This is a genomic window from Streptomyces sp. WMMC500 (genome assembly GCF_027497195.1).
In the GTDB taxonomy this organism is placed as follows: Bacteria; Actinomycetota; Actinomycetes; order Streptomycetales; family Streptomycetaceae; genus Streptomyces.
In genome coordinates this window covers 195,886-216,015 of sequence record NZ_CP114905.1, presented here as the reverse complement: position 1 = coordinate 216,015, position 20,130 = coordinate 195,886, and the positions used below count along the sequence as shown (strand labels likewise).

At 76.3% G+C, this 20,130-nt stretch carries 17 protein-coding genes and 1 riboswitch; of the genes, 13 read left to right on the top strand and 4 right to left on the bottom strand.

Translation table 11 applies throughout. From position 1 onward, the window contains the following. Positions 1–36: 36 nt before the first annotated feature. The 7 genes from O7599_RS00945 to O7599_RS00915 all read left to right on the top strand — a co-directional run bounded on the left by O7599_RS00945 (position 37) and on the right by O7599_RS00915 (position 8,432). A complete protein-coding gene (locus O7599_RS00945; RefSeq protein WP_281620116.1) occupies positions 37–1,137 on the top strand; it encodes an ADP-ribosylglycohydrolase family protein in 1,101 nt (366 codons plus the stop codon). Next, entirely contained in the window at positions 1,134–2,528 is a 1,395-nt protein-coding gene (locus tag O7599_RS00940) for an ADP-ribosylglycohydrolase family protein (RefSeq protein ID WP_281620115.1), read from the top strand. The genes O7599_RS00945 and O7599_RS00940 overlap by 4 nt, the downstream gene beginning before the upstream one ends. Further along, entirely contained in the window at positions 2,525–3,730 is a 1,206-nt protein-coding gene (locus O7599_RS00935) for an ADP-ribosylglycohydrolase family protein (RefSeq protein ID WP_281620114.1), read from the top strand. Before O7599_RS00940 ends, O7599_RS00935 begins: the two co-directional genes overlap by 4 nt. Continuing rightward, positions 3,727–5,226: an ADP-ribosylglycohydrolase family protein gene (locus tag O7599_RS00930; RefSeq protein ID WP_281620113.1), complete on the top strand. Its 1,500-nt coding sequence runs from the start codon at positions 3,727–3,729 to the stop codon at positions 5,224–5,226. Before O7599_RS00935 ends, O7599_RS00930 begins: the two co-directional genes overlap by 4 nt. Continuing rightward, positions 5,223–6,137 (top strand): ribokinase, encoded by a 915-nt coding sequence (locus tag O7599_RS00925; protein ID WP_281620112.1) that lies wholly within the window; start codon positions 5,223–5,225, stop codon positions 6,135–6,137. Before O7599_RS00930 ends, O7599_RS00925 begins: the two co-directional genes overlap by 4 nt. A gap of 88 nt (positions 6,138–6,225) precedes the next feature. Further along, positions 6,226–7,470, top strand: coding sequence for a CoA transferase (locus O7599_RS00920; protein WP_281620111.1), 1,245 nt, complete (start codon positions 6,226–6,228; stop codon positions 7,468–7,470). A gap of 53 nt (positions 7,471–7,523) precedes the next feature. Then, entirely contained in the window at positions 7,524–8,432 is a 909-nt protein-coding gene (locus O7599_RS00915) for a CoA ester lyase (RefSeq protein WP_281623241.1), read from the top strand. 97 nt (positions 8,433–8,529) lie between these two features. On the opposite strand, the gene O7599_RS00910 is transcribed toward O7599_RS00915, so the two are convergent. Then, the gene (locus tag O7599_RS00910; RefSeq protein WP_281620110.1) at positions 8,530–10,755 is read right to left on the bottom strand and encodes an NADP-dependent isocitrate dehydrogenase; all 2,226 of its coding nucleotides are present in this window, start codon (positions 10,753–10,755) and stop codon (positions 8,530–8,532) included. Between the two features lie 192 nt (positions 10,756–10,947). Here O7599_RS00910 and O7599_RS00905 point away from each other — a divergent pair, with 192 nt between their 5' ends. Then, on the top strand, positions 10,948–11,652 hold the full coding sequence (locus tag O7599_RS00905) for a DUF2993 domain-containing protein (protein ID WP_281620109.1): 705 nt from the start codon (positions 10,948–10,950) through the stop codon (positions 11,650–11,652). A 21-nt stretch (positions 11,653–11,673) separates the two neighbouring features. On the opposite strand, the gene O7599_RS00900 is transcribed toward O7599_RS00905, so the two are convergent. Continuing rightward, entirely contained in the window at positions 11,674–12,051 is a 378-nt protein-coding gene (locus O7599_RS00900) for a hypothetical protein (protein WP_281620108.1), read from the bottom strand. A 526-nt stretch (positions 12,052–12,577) separates the two neighbouring features. Continuing rightward, positions 12,578–12,901, bottom strand: a complete 324-nt coding sequence (locus tag O7599_RS00895) for a DUF6479 family protein (protein WP_281620107.1) — start codon at positions 12,899–12,901, stop codon at positions 12,578–12,580. A 144-nt stretch (positions 12,902–13,045) separates the two neighbouring features. Between O7599_RS00895 and O7599_RS00890 the strand changes: the two genes are divergently transcribed. From O7599_RS00890 to O7599_RS00875, 4 genes are all read left to right on the top strand, one after another. Further along, positions 13,046–14,485 (top strand): GuaB1 family IMP dehydrogenase-related protein, encoded by a 1,440-nt coding sequence (locus O7599_RS00890; RefSeq protein ID WP_281620106.1) that lies wholly within the window; start codon positions 13,046–13,048, stop codon positions 14,483–14,485. Between the two features lie 60 nt (positions 14,486–14,545). Beyond that, complete coding sequence (locus O7599_RS00885; RefSeq protein WP_281620105.1) at positions 14,546–15,001, top strand: Lrp/AsnC family transcriptional regulator; 456 nt, start codon at positions 14,546–14,548, stop codon at positions 14,999–15,001. 157 nt (positions 15,002–15,158) lie between these two features. Beyond that, positions 15,159–15,947 (top strand): carbon-nitrogen hydrolase family protein, encoded by a 789-nt coding sequence (locus O7599_RS00880; protein WP_281620104.1) that lies wholly within the window; start codon positions 15,159–15,161, stop codon positions 15,945–15,947. Between the two features lie 132 nt (positions 15,948–16,079). Beyond that, on the top strand, positions 16,080–17,783 hold the full coding sequence (locus O7599_RS00875) for an NAD(P)/FAD-dependent oxidoreductase (protein WP_281620103.1): 1,704 nt from the start codon (positions 16,080–16,082) through the stop codon (positions 17,781–17,783). An 11-nt stretch (positions 17,784–17,794) separates the two neighbouring features. Here the strand turns inward: O7599_RS00875 and O7599_RS00870 are convergent, their stop codons facing one another. After that, positions 17,795–18,499, bottom strand: a complete 705-nt coding sequence (locus O7599_RS00870; protein WP_281620102.1) for a DUF5995 family protein — start codon at positions 18,497–18,499, stop codon at positions 17,795–17,797. Positions 18,500–18,691: 192 nt separating this feature from the next. After that, positions 18,692–18,822: riboswitch (FMN riboswitch) on the top strand. 174 nt (positions 18,823–18,996) lie between these two features. Here O7599_RS00870 and ribD point away from each other — a divergent pair. Continuing rightward, positions 18,997–20,130 carry a bifunctional diaminohydroxyphosphoribosylaminopyrimidine deaminase/5-amino-6-(5-phosphoribosylamino)uracil reductase RibD gene (gene ribD, locus O7599_RS00865; RefSeq protein ID WP_281623669.1) on the top strand — a complete coding sequence of 378 codons (1,134 nt, stop codon included), beginning with the start codon at positions 18,997–18,999 and terminating at the stop codon, positions 20,128–20,130.

Sequence of the window (20,130 nt, the reverse complement as noted above, 5' to 3'; positions counted from 1 at the left end):
AGGAAAGAGCACGAACAGCACGATGAGCACCGCACGATGAGCGCGTCAGCCGGCCCGGAACCGTCCGTACGCGCCGCACCCGCCCCCTCCGCACGCCTGCGCCTGCGCGCCGCCGGCCGCGCCGCCGGGCAGGCCGCCCCGACCGCCCGCGACCGGGCCCGCGGCGCCATGCTCGGCCTCGCGGTCGGCGACGCCCTCGGCGCGCCCGTCGAGAACATGAAGCCCTCGCAGATCCGCGAGCGCTGGGGCCGTATCGAGGACTTCGTGGCCGCCGCCCCCGCGGGCACCGACGACACCGAGTACGCCATCTTCTCCGGGCTGCTGCTCGCCGAGCACGGCGCGCGGCTGAGCCTCGCGCACGTGGAGTCCGCCTGGCACGAGCGGATCGCGGACCTCGACGAAGGCCCCTTCCGCGGCGCCGGGTTCAGCGAGCGCGGCACCCTGGAGAACCTGCGCCGCGGCCTGGCCGCGCCGATCACCGCGCAGCACCGGCACGCCTGGAGCGACGGACTCGCCATGCGCGCCGCCCCGTTCGGCGTCTTCGCCGCGGGCCGTCCGGCCGAGGCCGCCCGGCTCGTCGCCGTCGACGGCACCGTCAGCCACGAGGGCGAGGGCATCTACGGCGGTCAGGCCGTCGCCGCCGGGGTGGCCGCCGCCATGGCCGGCGACTCCCCGGACGTCGTCGTGCAGGCCGCCCTGTCGGTCATCCCCGAGGACTCCTGGACCTCGCGCTCCCTGCAGCGCGCGGTCTCCGCCGGCCGCCGCGCGCGCCGCGCCCCGGGCGCCACGCCGCTGAGCGTCGAACGCGCCGTCCGCTCCTCGGTCGTCATCGGCGGCTACCCCTGGTCGGACCTGGCGCCGGAGGCCGTCGGGCTCGCGCTCGGCGCCTTCGCCGCCGCCCGCGGGGACTTCGCCGACTCCGTCCTCACCGCCGTCAACATGGGCCGCGACGCCGACACCACCGCCGCCGTCGCCGGCGCCCTGGCGGGCGCGCTGCGCGGCGAGGCGGCGATCCCCGACGCCTGGGCCGCGGTCATCCAGCCCGTACGGGGCACCTGCCTGCCGTCGATGGCGGGCCACCACGTGCTCGACATCGCGGACCGGCTCGCCCCCGCAGACGAGGAGGTCGCCTCATGAGCGCACCGCTGCCCAGGTCCCGCCGAGCCCCGGAGCCCGGTGCGGCGCCCGGCGCATCCGGTGCGCCGGACGGCGCCGCCCCGGGCGCGGCCCGTACGACCACGCCCGCGGGTGCATCCGCGAGCCCCGCCGAGGGCGCGGAACGGCCCGTCGTCGCGGTGCCGCGCGCGGAGCGGCCCGCCGCGGCGCCCGGCGCCGGACGCCCCGTCGGCGCCGCCGGCTTCACCGAGGCGGGCGGCGACCTGCGGCGCGTGGAGGGACTGCTCCTCGGCATCGCCGCCGGCGACGCCGCGGGCTGGCCCGCAGGCCGGCACCGCGCCGCGCGGATGCCCGAGTGGACCCGCCGGCTCACCCGCGAGCTCGACACCTTCGCCGAGCAGAACGCCACCACCACCCTGCCCGTGCCCATCGCGCTCAACCAGCCGCCCGAACCGCTGCGCCTGGGCCCGTCCGACGACGCGGAGTGGGCCGCCTTCACCGCGTACGCCGTCCTCTCCGCCGGCAGCGGGCGGCACACCGACCTCACCTCCGACCGGCGGGTCCGCTCCGCGCTCACCCTCGCCTGGAGCGCGCTCGCCGACGAGGTCGCCGTCGCCGCCGAGCGCGCCGACGAGATCGAGTCGGCGGAGATCCCGCTGCGCGCCCGCATCTCCGTACGTGCCGGGCTCGGCAACCTCGCCGCCGGCCTGCGCCCGCCCGCCACCGGCCACGACAACCCGCACTACTTCGACGACGCCGCCTGCGTGCGGGCCGCGGTGCTCGCCGCCGTCCACCCGGGCGACCCGGAACAGGCCGCCGACCTCGCCGAGTTCGACGCCCGCTACACCCAGGACGGCGACGGCGTGCACGGCGCCCGGGCCACCGCCGCCGCGATCGCCGCGGCCCTCGGCGGCCGGCCCGTCGACGCCTGCGTGGACGCCGCCCTCGCCCAGCTCCCGCCGGGCACCGAGATCCTGCGCAACGCCGAGCGCGCCGTGCAACTCGGCCGCACCGCCGTGGCCACCCGCCCGGGCCTGCCCGGCAACGCCTTCGCGCTCGTCCCCGTGCTGGAGCACGAGATCGTCGACCACGTCTACAGCTACGGCATCGCCGCCGCCGAGACCGTGCCCGTCGCGCTCGCCGTCGCCACCGCCGCGGCCGGCGCGATCTCCGAGGCCGTACCCGCCGCCGCGTGCCTGTCGCGCGTCGCCGACTCCGCGCCGGCCCTGGCCGGCGCACTCACCGGGGCGCTGGGCGGCGCCGCCGGACTCCCCGCCACCTGGCGGGACGCCTGCCGGATCCTCTCCGGCTGCGCCCTGCCCCAGCTCGCCGGCGCCGACCTCGTCGACCTCGCCCGGCAACTGGCCGACAAGCAGTTCAGCACCCCTGCGGAAGGACCCCTCGCCTCATGACCCCCACGACCGCTTCCGCCGACCCCAGCGACCCCACCGACTCCGCCGCGCCCGCGGGCCCCGGCCTCGCCGACCGCACCGCGGGGTGCCTCGTCGGCGCCGCCGTCGGCGACGCCCTCGGCGGGCCCGTCGAGGGCTGGACCCCGGAGGCCATCGCCGAGCGGTACGGCGGCCGGGTGCGCGGCATCGTCGAGCCGTTCCACCGCGGCGAGTGGCGCACCGCCCGGCCGATCGCCCCGTACCACAAAGGCGACGGGCACGTCACCGACGACACCCTCATGACGCACGCACTCGTCCGGGTCTACGACAAGGTCCGCGACCACCTCGACGCCTACGCCGTCGCCGCCCACCTCGTGCCCGACCTGATGGGCACCCCGCGCTGGATCCCCGAGCTGGAGGCCGAGGCACTGCCGCTGCAGCGGATCTTCCTCGCGGAGAAGTGGATCATCGCGCGGCTGCACTACGGCCACGTCGACCCGCGCGAGGCGGGCGTCGGCAACATCGTCAACTGCGGCGCCGCGATGTACATGGCGCCCGTCGGCGCCGTCAACGCCGGCAACCCCGCGGCGGCCTACGCCGAGGCGCTGGACGTCGCCGGCGCCCACCAGTCGTCCTACGGGCGCGAGGCCGCCGGCGTCTTCGCCGCCTGCGTCGCGGCGGCCTTCGCACCGGGAGCCACGCCGGAGTCGGTGGTCGAGGCGGCGCTCGCGCTCGCGAAGGACGGCACCCGCGCGGCCATCGAGGCCGTCTGCGAAGCCGCTGCCGGCTGCGCCGACTTCGAGGAGGCGCTGGCGCCGCTGCGCGCGGCGGTCGAGCCGTACGACACGGTCGGCCCCGAGTACCGCAACCCCTCGCTCGGCGCCCGGCGGCCCTCGCGGCTGCACGCCATAGAGGAGCTGCCGGTGGCGCTAGGCATGCTGCTCGTCGGCCGCGGCGACTACCGGCACACCGTCCTCGGCGCGGTCAACTACGGCCGCGACTGCGACTCCATCGCCACCATGAGCGGCGCCGTCGTCGGCGCTCTCGGGGGCGCCGCGGCGGTGCCGGGGGAGTGGGCCGAGGAGGTCGCGCGCGCCAGCAGGCTGGACCTGCTGGCACCGGCGGCCACGCTCACCGAGGTCGCGCGCGAGGTGTTCGTCCGGGACGTGGCCCGCCGCCGCGCCCACGAGGCCGCGTTCGGCTCGCTCGCGGAGGCGTCGTGACGGCGGCGCCGGCCGAGGGGCACGGGGCGCCGCTCCGGCTGACCTGGGTGCAGCCGGAAGACCTCGTCGGCCACGAGCTGCGGCAGGCGGCCGAGGACGGCCGGGCCGCGGGACCGCTGCAGCGCCGCTGGCTCGCCGCCGGCGGCCACCCGGCACCCGACCGCGCGGGCGCCTCGCCCGGCCCGCCGAAGCCGCGGCTGCGGGCGCTGGCGCTGGAGCTGCTGGATGAACTGGCCACGCTGGAGAGCCCGTTGGCGTCGATCGAGCCGACGGAGCTGGCGGACATCAAGGCGGCCTGCCCGCGCTGGCCCGCGCCCGCGCGGGCCTCGGACGGCACGCACGAGGACGGGCTGCGCGCCCGGCTGCACGCCGCGTGGCTCGGGCGGGCCGCCGGGTGCGTCCTGGGCAAGCCCGTCGAGAAGGTGACCCTGGAGGGCATCCGGGCCATCGCCCGCTCCACCGGCAACTGGCCGGTGCACACCTGGTTCACCGCCGCCGGGCTCGATCCCGCCGTCGCCGCCGCGCACCCCTGGAACCGCCGCAGCGCCGCCACCTCCCTGGCCGAGACCCTCGACGGCGCCCCCGAGGACGACGACCTCAACTACCCGCTCCTCGGCCTGCTCCTCCTCGACCGCCACGGCCACGCCTTCACCACCGCCGACGTCGGGCAGCTCTGGCTCGACGAACTCCCCGCGGGCCGTACGTTCACCGCCGAGCGCGTCGCGTACCGCAACCTGCTCGACGGCGTGGAGCCCCCGCACACCGGCGCGTACCGCAACCCGTTCCGCGAGTGGATCGGCGCCCAGATCCGCGCCGACGTGCACGGCTGGACGCACCCCGGCGACCCGGCCGGCGCCGCCGCCGCCGCGCACCGCGACGCCGTCCTCACCCACACCGCCAACGGCGTCTACGGCGCCATGTTCGCCGCCGCCGTCCTCGCCGCCGCGGCCGGCGGCGGCGCCGACGTGAACGCGGCGCTGCGCGCCGGTCTCGCCGTCGTGCCGCCCCGCTCCCGGCTGGCCAGGGCCGTACGGCACGGCATCGAGCTGGCCCGCACCGAACCCACCGGTACCCCCGAGGGCTTCGCGGACGTCGTCGACGGCCTGCACGCCGCGCACGAAGGACGCCACTGGGTGCACGTCGTGCCCAACGCGGCGCTGCTCGCCGCCGCGCTCACCCACGCCGGCGGCGACTTCACCGGCGCCGTCTGCCGCGTTGTCTCCGGCGGCTGGGACACCGACTCCAACGGCGCCACCGCCGGGTCCGTCGCCGGGCTGCTCGCCGGGGCGCCGGAGGCGCTGCCGCAGCGGTGGACGGCGCCGCTGCGCAACCGGCTGGCGACCACCGTGGGCGGCATGGACGGCATCGGTTTCGACGAACTCGCCGCCCGCACCGCCGCCCACGCGCTCCCCGCGCCGGCCCTGAGGGCCGACTCCTACGCCGGCGCCCGCGCCGGCGCCGCACCGCCGCACGAACCCAGGAGGCCCTCCGCATGACGACCACCTCCCCGGCGACGATCGCCGTGTTCGGCAGCGTCAACATGGACCTCGTGGCGTTCGCCGCCACCGCCCCGCTCCGCGGCGAGACCGTCTCCGGCCGGGAGTTCCGCACCGTGCCCGGCGGCAAGGGCGCCAACCAGGCCGTGGCCGCGGCCCGCGCGGGCGGAGCGGTGACGATGATCGGGGCGGTCGGCTCCGACGCCTTCGGCGGCGAACTGCGCGCCGCGCTCGACGGCGCCGGCGTGGACACCGCGGGGCTGCGCACCGCGCCGGGCGCCAGCGGCACCGCGCACATCGTCGTCGACGACGACGGCGGCAACTCCATCGTCGTCGTCCCCGGCGCCAACGGCACCGTCACCGGCCTGGCCGCCGGCGACGAGGAGCGCATCGCCGCCGCCGGCACGCTCCTGCTGCAACTGGAACTGCCGATGGCCGGCGTCGTGGCCGCCGCCGAGTCGGCCCGGGGGCGCGGCGTACGCACCGTGCTCACCCCCGCCCCGGCCCGTGAGCTGCCCGGCCGGCTGCTCGCCGGCACCGACCTGCTCGTCCCCAACGAGCACGAGGCCGCCGCGCTCACCGGCAGGTCCGACCCGCACGAGGCCGCGGCGGCGCTGCTGGAGCGCGTGCCGGAGGTCGTGATCACCCTCGGCGGCGCCGGCAGCCTGTACGCCGCGCGCGACCGGGATCCGGTCACCGTGCCGGCCCTCCCGGTCCGGGCCGTCGACACCACGGCCGCGGGCGACACCTACGTCGGCGCGCTGTGCGTGGCGTACGCCGAGGGCCGGCCGATGCCGGCGGCGATGGCGTGGGCGGCGGCCGCGGCCGCGCTCGCCGTACAGCGGCCCGGCGCGTCGTCCTCCATGCCGGCGCGCGCGGAGATCGACCGGCTGGCGGCCGAGGGCCCGTGACCCGCGTACCGCCGCACCACCCCGCGGGGCCACGGGCGCACGGCCCGCGCACGGCACCGCAACGCACCACCGAGGAAGGCGCGACACCATGACCGACACCCCCGCCTCCGCCCCCGACGCCGCCGCTTCCCCTCACTCCCCGCCGCCCGAGGCTCCGCTCGCCGGGTTGCGGGTCCTGGACCTCGCGACCCTCTTCGCCGGCCCGCTGGCCGCGACCATGCTCGGCGACTTCGGCGCCGAGGTCGTCAAGGTCGAGCACCCCGCCAAGCCCGACCCCTCACGCGGCCACGGCCCCGCCAAGGACGGCGTCGGCCTCTGGTGGAAGCTGCTCGGCCGCAACAAGAAGAACCTCACCCTCGACCTGTCCACGCCCGGCGGACGCGAGGTGCTGCTGCGGCTGGCCGCCGGATCCGACGTGATCGTCGAGAACTTCCGCCCCGGCACGCTGGAGAAGTGGGGCCTCGGCTGGGCGGAGCTGTCCGCCGCCAACCCCCGGCTCGTGCTCGCCCGGGTCACCGGCTTCGGCCAGTTCGGCCCGTACGCCCGCCGCCCCGGGTTCGGCACCCTCGCGGAGGCGATGAGCGGCTTCGCCGCCGTCACCGGCGAGCCGGACGGGCCGCCGACGCTGCCGCCGTTCGGCCTCGCGGACTCCGTCGCCGCGCTGTCCACCGCGTACGCCGTGATGACCGCGCTCGCCGGGCGGGAGCGCACCGGGCGCGGGCAGGTCGTCGACATGGCCATCATCGAGCCGATGCTGACCGTGCTCGGCCCGCAGCCCCTCTGGTACGACCAGCTCGGCTACGTCCAGCCGCGTACCGGCAACCGCTCCACCAACAACGCGCCGCGCAACACCTACCGCACCGCCGACGGCCGCTGGCTGGCCGTGTCCACCTCGGCGCAGTCCGTCGCGGAGCGGGTGATGCGGCTCGTGGGGCGGCCGGAGCTGATCGACGAGCCGTGGTTCGGCACGGGTGCGGGCCGGGCGCGGCACGCGGACGAGCTGGACGAGGCGGTCGGCGGGTGGATCGCGCGGCACGACGCCGCGACGGTCGTGGCCGCGTTCGACAAGGCGCAGGCCGCCGTGGCGCCGGTGTACGACGTGCGGGACGTGATGGCCGACGAGCAGTACCGGGCGCTGGGCTCGATCACCGAGGTCGAGGACGAGGAACTCGGCACGGTGAAGATGCAGAACGTGCTCTTCCGGCTCTCCGAGACCCCGGGCGCGATCCGCTGGGCGGGCCGGCCGCACGGCGCGGACACCGACGCGGTGCTGGCCGAACTCGGGCTGACCGGTGCGGAGATAGCCGGGCTGCGGGACGAGGGGGCGGTGTGAGCGCCCCGCGCGCGGTCGCGGCGGACCCGGCGGGCGGCGCCGGGGCCGGGGGCGTGCAGGACACGTATCTCACCTGGCTGTACGTGCCGGGGGACCGGCCCGCGGTGGTGGCCAAGGCGCTGCGCAGCGGCGCGGACGTGGTGCTGGTGGACCTGGAGGACGCGGTGGCGCCCGAGCGCAAGGCGTACGCGCTGGCCGCCACCGCGGAGCTGCTGAGCGAGCCGCACCCCGGCCCGGTGCCGGTGCACGTCCGCGTCAACGCGCTCGCGGGGCCGCTGGCGGACGGCGAACTGCGCACGCTGGCCCCGCTGCCGGGCCTGGCCGGACTCCGGCTGCCGAAGACCGGCGGCCGGGAGGAGGTGCTGCGCGTGGCGACGGCCGTACGTGAAGCCGGCGCCGCCGCCCCGGACCGCACGCCCGCGCCGGCCGCCGACGCGCCGCCCCCCGGCCACCCGGCCACCGGCGGCGTACCGCCCCTCTACCCGCTCCTCGAATCCGCCCTCGGCATCGAGCGCGCCTACGAGATCGCCGCCGCGCACCCCGCCGTGCGCGGGATCGCACTCGGCGAGGCCGACCTGCGGGCCGAGTTGGGGGTCGCCGACGGCGCGGGGCTGGCCTGGCCGCGCAGCCGCGCCGTCGTCGCCGCCCGCGCCGCCGGGCTCGCGCCGCCCGCGCAGTCCGTCTACCCGGACGTCGCCGACCTCGACGGCCTCGCCCGCTCCTGCGCCGCCGGCCGGGCCCTGGGCTTCCTGGGCCGTACGGCGATCCACCCCCGGCAACTGCCGGTGATCGAGCGCGCGTTCCTGCCGACCCGGCAGGAGGTCGAACGGGCCGAGGAGATCGTCGCCGCGGCGGCCACGAACGCCGGGGCCCTCGCGCTGCCCGACGGCCGCTTCGTCGACGCCGCGGTGGTGGCCGAGGCCCACCGCACCCTGCGCCTGGCCCACCGCCGGAGCGCCTGACTGCCCGGCGCACCACCGCCCGGCGCACCACCGCCCGGCCGGAGGTTCCGGCCGGGCGGTGGCGGCGGTGTACGGCCGCGGGGCGGACCCGCGCTGCTCAGCTCAGGGCCGACAGCGCCTCGTTGAGCGTCCGGGACGGACGCATGACCGCCGCGGCCTTCTCCGGGTCCGGCTGGTAGTAGCCGCCGATGTCGGCCGGCTTGCCCTGCACGGCCAGCAGCTCCTCGACGATCTTCTCCTCCTGCTCCACCAGCGTCGCCGCCAGCGGCGCGAACGCCTCCGCGAGCTTCGCGTCGGCCGTCTGGCCCGCCAGCTCCTGCGCCCAGTACAGCGCCAGGTAGAAGTGGCTGCCGCGGTTGTCGAGGCCGCCGACCCGGCGCGTGGGCGACTTGTTCTCGTTGAGGAACGTCGCCGTCGCCCGGTCCAGGGTGTCGGCCAGGACCTGGGCGCGGGCGTTGTCCGTGGTCTGCGCCAGGTGCTCGAAGGAGACGGCCAGCGCCAGGAACTCGCCGAGGCTGTCCCAGCGCAGGTAGTCCTCCTTGACCAGTTGCTGCACGTGCTTGGGCGCGGAGCCGCCGGCGCCGGTCTCGAACAGGCCGCCGCCGTTCATCAGCGGGACGACGGAGAGCATCTTGGCGCTGGTGCCCAGCTCCAGGATGGGGAAGAGGTCGGTGAGGTAGTCGCGGAGCACGTTGCCGGTGACCGAGATGGTGTTCTCGCCGCGGCGGATCCGCTCCAGCGACAGCGCCATGGCGTCGACCGGGGCGAGGATCCTGATGTCCAGGCCCTCGGTGTCGTGCTCCGGCAGGTACTCCCGCACCTTGGCGATCAGGCGGGCGTCGTGTGCCCGGCCCTCGTCGAGCCAGAAGACCGCCGGGTCGCCGGTGGCGCGGGCGCGGGTGACGGCGAGCTTCACCCAGTCCCGGATCGGCGCGTCCTTGGTCTGGCACATGCGGAAGATGTCACCCTCGGCGACCGGCTGCTCCAGCAGGACGGCGCCGGTCCCGTCGACGACGCGGACGATCCCGGCCGTGCCGGCCTCGAAGGTCTTGTCGTGGCTGCCGTACTCCTCGGCCTTCTGCGCCATCAGGCCGACGTTGGGCACCGAGCCCATCGTGGCCGGGTCGAAGGCGCCGTGGGCGCGGCAGTCGTCGATGACGACCTGGTAGATGCCGGCGTAGCTGCTGTCCGGGATGACGGCGAGGGTGTCGGCCTCGGCGCCGTCCGGGCCCCACATGTGGCCGGAGGTACGGATCATCGCGGGCATCGAGGCGTCCACGATGACGTCGCTGGGGACGTGCAGGTTGGTGATGCCGCGGTCGGAGTCGACCATCGCGAGGGCCGGACCCTCGGCCAGCTCCGCGTCGAACGACGCCTTGATCTCGGCGCCCTCGGGCAGCTTGTCGAGGCCGGCGAGGATGCCGCCGAGCCCGTCGTTCGGGGTCAGGCCCGCGGCGGCCAGCGTCGCTCCGTAGCGGGCGAACGTCCGGGGGAAGAAGGCCCGTACCGCGTGGCCGAAGACGATCGGGTCGGACACCTTCATCATCGTGGCCTTCAGGTGCAGCGAGAACAGCACGCCGTCGGTCTTCGCCCGGGCGACCTGCTCGCCGAGGAACGCGCGCAGCGCCTCGACGTGCATCACGGCGGCGTCGACGACCTCGCCGGCGAGCACCGGCACCGCCTCGCGCAGCACCTCGGTGGTGCCGTCCACGGCGGCCAGCTCGATGCGCAGGGTGCCGTCGCGCTCGACGACCGCGGACTTCTCGGTGGAGCGGAAGTCGTCGGTGATCATGTGGGCGACGTTGGTCCCGGACTCCGCGGTCCAGGCGCCCATGCGGTGCGGGTGGTTGCGCGCGTAGTTCTTCACCGAGGCGGGGGCGCGGCGGTCGGAGTTGCCCTCGCGCAGCACGGGGTTGACGGCGCTGCCCTTGACCTTGTCGTAGCGCGCGCGGATGTCGCGCTCCTCGTCGGTCTTGGGCTCGTCCGGGTAGTCCGGCAGGTCGTAGCCGTGCGCGCGCAGCTCGGCGACGGCAGCCTTGAGCTGCGGGATGGACGCCGAGATGTTCGGCAGCTTGATGATGTTCGCCTGCGGCGTCTGCGCCAGCGCGCCCAGCTCGGCGAGCGCGTCGGCCACCTGCCGGCCGGCCGGCAGCCGCTCGGGGAAGTGGGCGAGGATCCGCCCGGACAGGGAGATGTCGCGGGTCTCCACCTCGACCCCGGCGGTCGCGGCGTACGCCTGGACCACCGGCAGGAACGAGTACGTGGCCAGGGCCGGGGCCTCGTCGGTGTGCGTGTAGATGATCGTCGATGCTGATTCGGTCACCGGGTGCTCCAGTCCGCGTCGCTGCTCTGCCGGATTGCTTGATATCAAGATATCCCGTGCGTCCCGCGCGCCGGACAGGACCCTGGGCCCCGGCGCGGGTAGAGATGCGTCACACCTGCCCGGGGGCGCGGGAGGCACACGGGGGAGGCGGATAGGCTCCCGGAACCGACGCTCCCGGGGGGGACCTGTCTCATGCGTGGACTGCGGATCGTGCTCGTGGTGTGTCTCGTGCTCGGCGTGCTCTTCGTCGCCGCCGACCGGCTGGCCGTGTACGTGGCGGAGGGGAGGGTCGCGGAGAAGGTCCAGGCCAGGCAGGGCCTGGAGGGCAGCACGGAGGTGTCCATCCACGGCTTCCCGTTCCTCACCCAGATCTACGGCAAGCACCTTGACGACGTCGACGTCAGGATGACCGGCATCCGCGCGGACCCGGCCGCCGCCGGCACGGGGGAGCGGCTGATGATCTCCGAGTTCGGCGTGGACCTGAGCGGCGTCGAACTGGACGGCGACTACGGCGGCGCGACCGCGGAGAGCGCCGAGGGCTCCGCCGTCATCGCGTACGAGGCGCTGACGGCCGTGGCCGGACGGCAGGGCGTCTCCTTCGCCTACGGCGGCGACGGCAGGGTGAAGGTCACCGCGAGCGCCGAGGCGCTGGACGCGCCGGAGCCGGCCGAGGTGCTCTCCACCGTCTCCACCGAGGGCGGCGACACCATCCGGCTGCGGGCGGAGGAGGTCCCGGCCGCCGGCGTGCCCGGGGCCGAGGAGGCGGTGCGCGGGGCCGTCGACGTCGAGCGCCGGGTCGGCGGGCTGCCGGACGGCGTACGGCTCGCCATGGTCACGGCCACCGCGGACGGCATCGTGGTCGACGTGACGGGCCGGGGGATCCGCGTCGCGGGCTGATCCCGCGCAGAGCCCGCGGGGTCAGAGCAGGTTCACCAGGAACTCCCGGCACGCCTCCTCGCAGCGCCGGCACGCCTGCGCCCGTTCCGCGGCCCCCGGCGCGTCGGCGGCCAGCCGCTCGTAGTCCTCGGCGCACGCCGCGCACGTCTCGGCACAGAGCTCGACCTGCGCCCGCAGCCCCGGCACGTCGTGCCGGCCGTGCTGCGTGAGCATCCGGGAGGTGTGCTCGCACACGTCCGCGCACCGCAGGTCCAGCCGCTGCACCGCGCCCGGCTCCGCCGCCCCGGCGGGCTGCAGGCACGCGGTCGCGCACTCCGCGCACGCCTGCGCGCAGGCGAACCCCTCCTCGATGTAGCGGACGAGGGCCTCGCGGTCGAGTTCGTCGGCCGAAACGGCCACCTGGATCGCCTCCTTCACCGCAACCGCCGCGCCATCGGTGTCAGCTCACCGGGCCCGGCTGCGGGCTGGGCTCCGGCACCGGGTCGGGGCCCGGCGGCTTGGGGATCGGATCCGGCGCGGGCGGCGGCTCCGGTACGGGACCGGGGCGCGGCCCGGGGCCGGGCCCCGGGTCCGGGCCGGGCCGCGGCGGGGCGGGCGGCGCGGGCGGGGTCGGCGGCGTCGGCGGCGGCATCGGCGGTACGGGGTCGGGCTCCCGGTCCGCTGAGCGCGGACCTGTGGGCGGGCGGGTTCCGGTGTCCACTGCCGGCACCCGCGTCGGCTGCGTCGGCATGTCGTCCTCCCGTGACGGGGTGTGCACGTGTTTCCGTAGCGGTCATGGAGGCGGCTGCCCCGCCCCGGCCCGTTTCACGCCCCCGCGGGGCGAGATCCGCCCGATTGCGCCGCGCCCGGGCACGCCGCGGCACGCCGCGGCACGACGGCGTCGGCCGGTCGCTCGGAAGTTTGCCGGCGGGACGGCGGCCCGGCCTCAGCGGTGCGGCCTGCGCCCGGCGGGCCGGGTGCCGGAGTTGCCGTGGCCCCGCAGCCGGTGCGGGGTCAGCCGGCCACGGCCGCGGGGCACCTCGGCGGGTTCCCGTTCCTCGGTGATCCGCCGGACCGGTCCGGACGCCGGCGGCCGGGGCTGTTCCTCCGGCCGCGGCGGCGCCGGCTCCCGGGACCGTATCCGGATGCCGAGCCACACGGCGCCGATCAGCACGGCGACCACGAGGAGGCCGATGAGGAAGGGCAGCAGTCCGGCGGTGACCGCGTCGGCGGCGGCGCCGGAGGCGAAGGTGTGCGGGTCGGTACGCATGCGGTCCGGGGTACCCGCGGGCCGCCGGCTTGCACGTGCCGCCCGCCCGCCGGCGCGCGTTCGGGTGATCGCACACCCCGCCCGCGGCCGGCCCGGAGGATCCGCCCGGGGGCGGTACCGCGGTCACGTGGGACACTGAAGTACGTGCGTTTCCTGAATGACTCTCCCGCCCCGTACGACCTGACGTACGACGACGTGTTCATGGTCCCCCGCCGCTCCGGTGTGGGCTCCCGCCAGGCCGTGGACCTGTCCTCCGCCGACGGCACCGGCACCACCATCCCGCTCGTCGTCGCCAACATGACGGCCATCGCCGGCCGCCGGATGGCCGAGACGGTGGCCCGCCGCGGCGGGCTCGTCGTCATCCCGCAGGACATCCCCATCGACGTCGTCACCGAGGTCGTCTCCTGGGTCAAGGCGCGCGACCTGGTGCTCGACACCCCCATCGTGCTCGGTCCCCACTCCACCGTCGCCGACGCGCTGGCGCTGCTGCCCAAGCGGGCGCACGGCGCCGCCGTCGTCGTCGAGGACGGCCGCCCCGTGGGCGTCGTCACCGAGGCCGACCTGACCGGCGTGGACCGCTTCACCCAGCTCTCCGAGGTGATGTCCCGCGAGCTGCTGACCCTCGACGCCGACATCGACCCGCGCGAGGCGTTCAACCGGCTGGACGCCGCCCACCGCCGGCTCGCCCCCGCCGTCGGCCCGGACGGCCGGCTCGTCGGCCTGCTCACCCGCAAGGGGGCCCTGCGGGCGACGCTCTACACCCCCGCCACCGACGCCCGCGGCAGGCTGCGCGTCGCCGCCGCCGTGGGCATCAACGGCGACGTGGCCGGCCGCGCCAAGCAACTCCTCGACGCCGGCGTCGACACCCTCGTCGTGGACACCGCGCACGGCCACCAGGAGCAGATGATCCACGCGCTGCGCGCCGTCCGCGCCCTGGCCCCCGGGGTGCCGGTGGTGGCGGGCAACGTCGTCTCCGCCGAGGGCGTACGCGACCTCGTCGAGGCGGGCGCCGACATCGTCAAGGTCGGCGTCGGGCCCGGCGCGATGTGCACCACCCGGATGATGACCGGCGTCGGCCGCCCGCAGTTCTCCGCCGTGCTGGAGTGCGCCGCGCAGGCGCGCCGGCTCGGCAGGCACGTGTGGGCCGACGGCGGCGTGCGCCACCCCCGCGACGTCGCCATGGCGCTGGCCGCCGGCGCGTCCAACGTCATGATCGGCTCCTGGTTCGCCGGCACGTACGAGTCCCCGGGGGACCTCCAGCAGACCGCGGACGGACGGCTGTACAAGGAGAGCTTCGGCATGGCCTCGGCGCGCGCCGTCCGCGGCCGCACGGCCGAGGAGTCCGCGTACGACCGCGCCCGCAAGGGGCTCTTCGAGGAGGGCATCTCCACCTCGCGGATGTTCCTGGACCCGGCCCGGCCGGGCGTCGAGGACGTCATCGACGCCGTCGTCGCGGGCGTGCGCAGCGCGTGCACCTACGCCGGCGCGGCGACGCTGGAGGAGTTCCACGAGCGCGCGGTGGTCGGCGTGCAGAGCGCCGCGGGGTACGCCGAGGGCAAGCCACTGCACGCGAGCTGGCAGTAGCCCCGGCCGCCCGGCCGACCACGGCGGGAGCCGCCCGGCCGGCCGTGGTGTACTGCCGACATGCGACTCGACGAGCTGGACGAGCGGATCGTGCGCGCCCTCGCCGAGGACGCCCGCCGCACCTACGCCGACATCGGCGCCGAGGTCGGCCTGTCCGCGCCCGCGGTCAAGCGGCGCGTGGACAGGCTGCGCGCGGCCGGCGCCGTCACGGGCTTCACCGTACGGGTCGACCCCGCCGCGCTCGGCTGGGCCACCGAGGGCTACGTCGAGCTGTACTGCCGCTCCAACACCGGCCCCGGCGACATCCGCCGCGCCCTGGAGCGCTACGCGGAGGTGGCCGCCGCCTCCACGGTCACCGGCGACGCCGACGCCATCGTGCAGATCTTCGCCACCGACATGCGCCACTTCGAAGAAGTGCTGGAACGGATCGCCGGCGAGCCCTTCGTCGAGCGCACCAGATCGGTCCTCGTCCTCTCCCCGCTCGTGCGCCGCTACGCTCCCGACCCACCGCTGTGAGCCGCCCCGCGGGCCACGCAACGGATCACCGCGGAAACCGCCGGCGACGCAACGAATCGCCTGGTCGGACGCAATCGACCGGCCTTGTTCACGGCCTTGTCGAGGACGTACCGTCGGGAGAAACGGACCCCACCCACCCGCCTTGCGAGGTTGCCACATGGTGCCGCTGCGCATCGCCCTGCTCCAGGGGCCGGCCGGGGTGCCCCCGAGCAGACAGGAGGGGCTCGCCGCACTGGAGACCGCCGCCCGTAACGCCGCCGCCGGAGGCGCGCGGCTGCTCGTCGCCCCCGAGCTGTTCCTCAGCGGGTACGCCACGGACCCGGCGGGCCGGGCCGAGCCCGCCGACGGCCCGGGCGCCCGCGCAGTCGCCGGCATCGCCGCCGACCACGGCCTGTCCATCGCCTACGGCTACCCGGAGCGGGACGGCAACGACGTGTACAACGCCGTCCAGCTCATCACCCCGTACGGCTATCCGCTGGCCAACTACCGCAAGACGCACCTCTTCGGCGACTTCGAGCGGAAGTTCTTCACCCCCGGCGACACCGCGGTGGTCCAGGCCGACGTCGACGGCGTCCGCGTCGGCATCCTGATCTGCTACGACGTGGAGTTCCCCGAGCTGGTGCGGGCGCACGCCCGGGCCGGCACGGAGCTGCTGCTCGTGCCCACCGCGCTGATGCGCCCGTACGAGTTCGTGGCCCGCACGCTCGTGCCCGCGCGCGCCTACGAGAGCCAGCTCTACGTCGCGTACGCCAACCGCGTCGGCGTCGAGGGCGACTACGACTTCGCCGGGCTGAGCTGCCTGGCCGCCCCGGACGGCACGGTGCGCGCCCGCGCCGGGCACGACGGCGAGGACCTCGTCCTCACCGACGTCGACCCGGCCCGGATCGCCGCCGCCCGGCGCGACAACACCTACCTCGCGGACCTGAGGCCCGAGTTGTACGGCTGACCGCCCGAGCCCCCGTTCCCGCAGACCGGCCACCCCGCACTGCGCACCCCGTACTTCTTACCCCGTACCCCGCACGCCCCAGCGGCGGCTGCGCGCCGCCGTCCTGCCCGCACGCCCGAGGAGCCCCGCCCGATGACGTCCACCGTGCCCACCGCCGTCCACCCCGCGGGGGAGGAGCCCGCCCGGCGGCCGATCACGATGTTCGGCCCCGACTTCCCCTTCGCGTACGACGACTACCTCGGCCACCCCGCCGGGCTCGGCCAGATACCGGCGACCGGGCACGGCACCGAGGTCGCCGTCGTCGGCGGCGGGCTCTCCGGCCTCGTCACCGCGTACGAGCTGATGAAGATGGGCCTGAAGCCCGTGGTGTACGAGGCGGACCGGATCGGCGGGCGGCTGCGTACCGAGACGTTCCCCGGCTGCGACCCCGCACTCACCGCCGAGATGGGCGCGATGCGCTTCCCGCCCTCGTCCACGGCGCTGCGCCACTACATCGACCTCACGGGTCTGCGGACGCGCCCCTTCCCCAACCCGCTGGCGCCCGGCACCCCTTCCACCGTCGTCGACCTCAAGGGCGAGTCGCACTACGCCCGCACCATCGACGACCTGCCCCAGGTCTACCGTGACGTGGCCGCCGCCTGGGCCGACTGCCTGGAGGAGGGCGCGGACTTCACCGCCATGAACCGGGCCATCCGCGAGCGCGACGTGCCGCGCATCCGCGAGCTGTGGGCCGGGCTGGTCGAACGGCTCGACAACCAGACCTTCTACGGCTTCCTCTGCGACTCCGCGGCCTTCCGCTCCTTCCGGCACCGGGAGGTCTTCGGCCAGGTCGGCTTCGGCACCGGCGGCTGGGACACCGACTTCCCCAACTCCATCCTGGAGATCCTGCGCGTCGTCTACACGGAGGCCGACGACGACCACCACGGCATCGTCGGCGGCAGCCGGCAGCTCCCGCTGCGGCTCTGGGACCGCGCGCCGGACAAGACCGTGCACTGGCCGCAGGGCACGTCGCTCGCGGCCCTGCACGACGGCGGCGCCCCCCGGCCGGCGGTCACCCGGCTCGCCCGCGCCGCCGGCGAGCGGATCGCCGTCACCGACGCCTCCGGCGACGTACGCACCTACCGGGCAGCGGTCTTCACCGCCCAGTCGTGGATGCTCCTGTCGAAGATCGACTGCGCCGAGGACCTGCTGCCCATCGACCACTGGACCGCCGTCGAACGCACCCACTACATGGCCTCGTCCAAGCTGTTCGTGCCCGTGGACCGGCCGTTCTGGCTGGACCGCGACGAGCGGACCGGGCGCGACGTGATGTCCATGACGCTCACCGACCGCATGACCCGCGGCACCTACCTCCTCGACGACGGCCCGGACCGGCCGGCGGCGATCTGCCTGTCGTACACCTGGTGCGACGACAGCCTGAAGTGGCTGCCGCTGCCGGCGGAGGAGCGGATGGAGGTCATGCTCAAGTCCCTCGGCGAGATCTACCCGGGGGTGGACATCAGGAAGCACGTCATCGGCCCGCCGGTCACGGTCTCCTGGGAGGACGAGCCGTACTTCATGGGCGCGTTCAAGGCCAACCTGCCGGGCCACTACCGCTACCAGCGGCGGCTGTTCACCCACTTCGTGCAGGAGGCGCTGCCGGCGGACAAGCGCGGGCTGTTCCTGGCAGGCGACGACATCTCCTGGACGGCGGGCTGGGCCGAGGGCGCGGTGCAGACCGCGCTGAACGCGGTGTGGGGCGTGATGCGGCACTTCGGCGGCGCCACCGACCCGGCCAACCCCGGACCCGGGGACGTCTTCGACGCCATCGCCCCGGTGGAGCTGCCGGAGGACTGAAGGGCCGGGGCTCAGTCGCCGGCACAGCCGCGCAGCGGCACCAGCAGACAGCGCGAGACCAGCCCCACCGACTGGTCCAGCCGCTCGGTGAACTCCTCGCCCACCTCCGGCAGTCCGCGCAGCCGCCACAGCACCCGGGCCGCCGCCCACGCGGCGTCCCGGGCCCGTTCCAGGCTCCACGCCCCCGCGAGGTGGGTGAGCGGATCCGCGACGTCCAGCAGGTCGGGACCCGGCATGAGCTGCTCGCGGATCCGCTCCTCCAGCCGTACGAGCACCTCGCCCACCCGCTCGTAGTCGCCCTCGACGTCCTCGGGTTCGCGCTCCAGGGCGCGGCAGGTGGCGACGACGGCGAGCGGGAGGTCGTAGCCGATGTGGGCGTTGATGCCCGCGAGCGCGAACTGCAGGGTGTGGACGCCGCGGTGGCGCCGGGCCTGGAAGAGCGGGCGCCAGCACGCCGGGGGCCGGCGGCCCTGCGCGGCGTCGTCCACCGCGGCCAGGAACCGGCCGGCGAAGTCCGCGGCGAGCCCGGCGGCGGCGGTCCCGTCGGCGAAGCCGCCGGCCGCCAGGTGCAGCCGCACCTCGTCGGTCACCGCCAGATACACCGAACCGAAGACCGCCACCCCGTCGCGCCGGGGCAGTTCGCACGTCAGCGACCGCATCCGTTCCGCGGCGGCGTCGAGGGCGCCGGAGGCCGCCGTGTCCTGCACAGACGTCATGGCCGTCACCCTGACAGCCGGGGCTCCGCGCGGCCATCACCCGCCCTGGCGAGGCCCCGAGCACCCCCCGTACGGGTGGTGCCCGCCGCCGCCGAGGGCCGCCCGGGGGCTTCGCTGAGGTGACCCAGCCCACAGGGTCCGGCGGATTGCCACGCGCCGGCGCGTGGCAGACTGGAGGCGTACCAGTGACGTACGCGCACTCCGGGGTCGGTGAAAATCCGAACCGGCGGTTACAGTCCGCGACCCGGCCGCTGCCAGCGGCCGGTTGACCAGGTGAAACTCCTGGACCGACGGTGAAAGTCCGGATGGGAGGCAGTGCGCGGCGGGATGCCACAGGTGCGCCGCCGGCGGCGGCCCGCCCCTTTCCGGGCGGTCCACCGGCCTCCCGGTCGGCGTCCCGGTGATCGCGTTCCGTGACTGTCGTCAAGACAGGCCCCGGAGTCCGTGCCCGACGAGGCAGGAGGACCCGGGTGGCCACCCCAGCCGAAGCGCACGCCATGCGCCGCGCCATCGCGCTCGCCTCCCGGGCGCTCGGCGACACCAGCCCCAACCCGGTCGTCGGCTGCGTGATCCTCGACGCCGCGGGCCAACCGGCCGGCGAGGGACACCACGCCCGCGCCGGCGGCCCGCACGCCGAGGTCGCCGCGCTCGCCGACGCGGGGGAGCGGGCCCGCGGCGGCACCGCCGTCGTCACCCTCGAGCCCTGCAGCCACACCGGCCGCACCGGCCCCTGCGTCCGCGCCCTGGCCGACGCCGGCGTCGCCCGCGTCGTCTACGCCGTCGCCGACCCCACCCCCGCGGCCGGCGGCGGGGCCGCCGCGCTCGCCGCCGCCGGCATCGAGGTCGAGGGCGGCCTGCTCGCCGACGAGGCCGCCGCCGGGAACGAGCCGTGGCTGACCTCCGCGCTGCGCGGCCGCCCCTACGTGCTGTGGAAGTACGCCGCCACGCTGGACGGCCGCAGCGCCGCCGCCGACGGCACCAGCCGCTGGATCACCTCGCCCGCCGCCCGCGCCGACGTCCACCGGCTGCGCGCCGAGGCCGACGCCGTCGTCGTCGGCTCCGGCACCCTGCGTGCCGACGACCCCCAGCTCGCCGTCCGCGGACCCCGCGCCGAGGCAGGCGCCACCCAGCCGCTGCGCGTCGTCGCCGACACCGAGGGCACCGCGCTCACCCCCGGCGCCCGGATCCTCGACGGCGCCGCGCCCACCCTCGTGGCCGTGGCCGCCGACGCCGCCATGGACCGCCTCACCGCCGTCCTCGGCGCCGCCGCCGCCCGCGGCGGCCACCGCGCCGAGGTGGTGCGCCTGCCGCGCGCCGCCGGCGGCCGCGGCCTCGACGTCGCCGCGCTGCTCGCCGCGCTGTACGGGCGGGACGTGCGCTCCGTACTGCTGGAGGGCGGCCCGACGCTCGCCGGGGCGTTCCTCGCCGCCGGCGTCGTCGACCGGGTCGTCTGCTACCTCGCCCCCGTCCTGCTGGGCGCCGGGCCCGCCGCGCTCGCCGACGCCGGAATCGGAACGATCGGCGAGGCGTTGCGCCTCGACGTGACCGCCGTCGATCACCTCGGCCCCGACCTGCGGCTGACCGCCGTGCCGGGACCCGCCCCAGAGCCGCCCGCCACCAAGGAGAGCTGA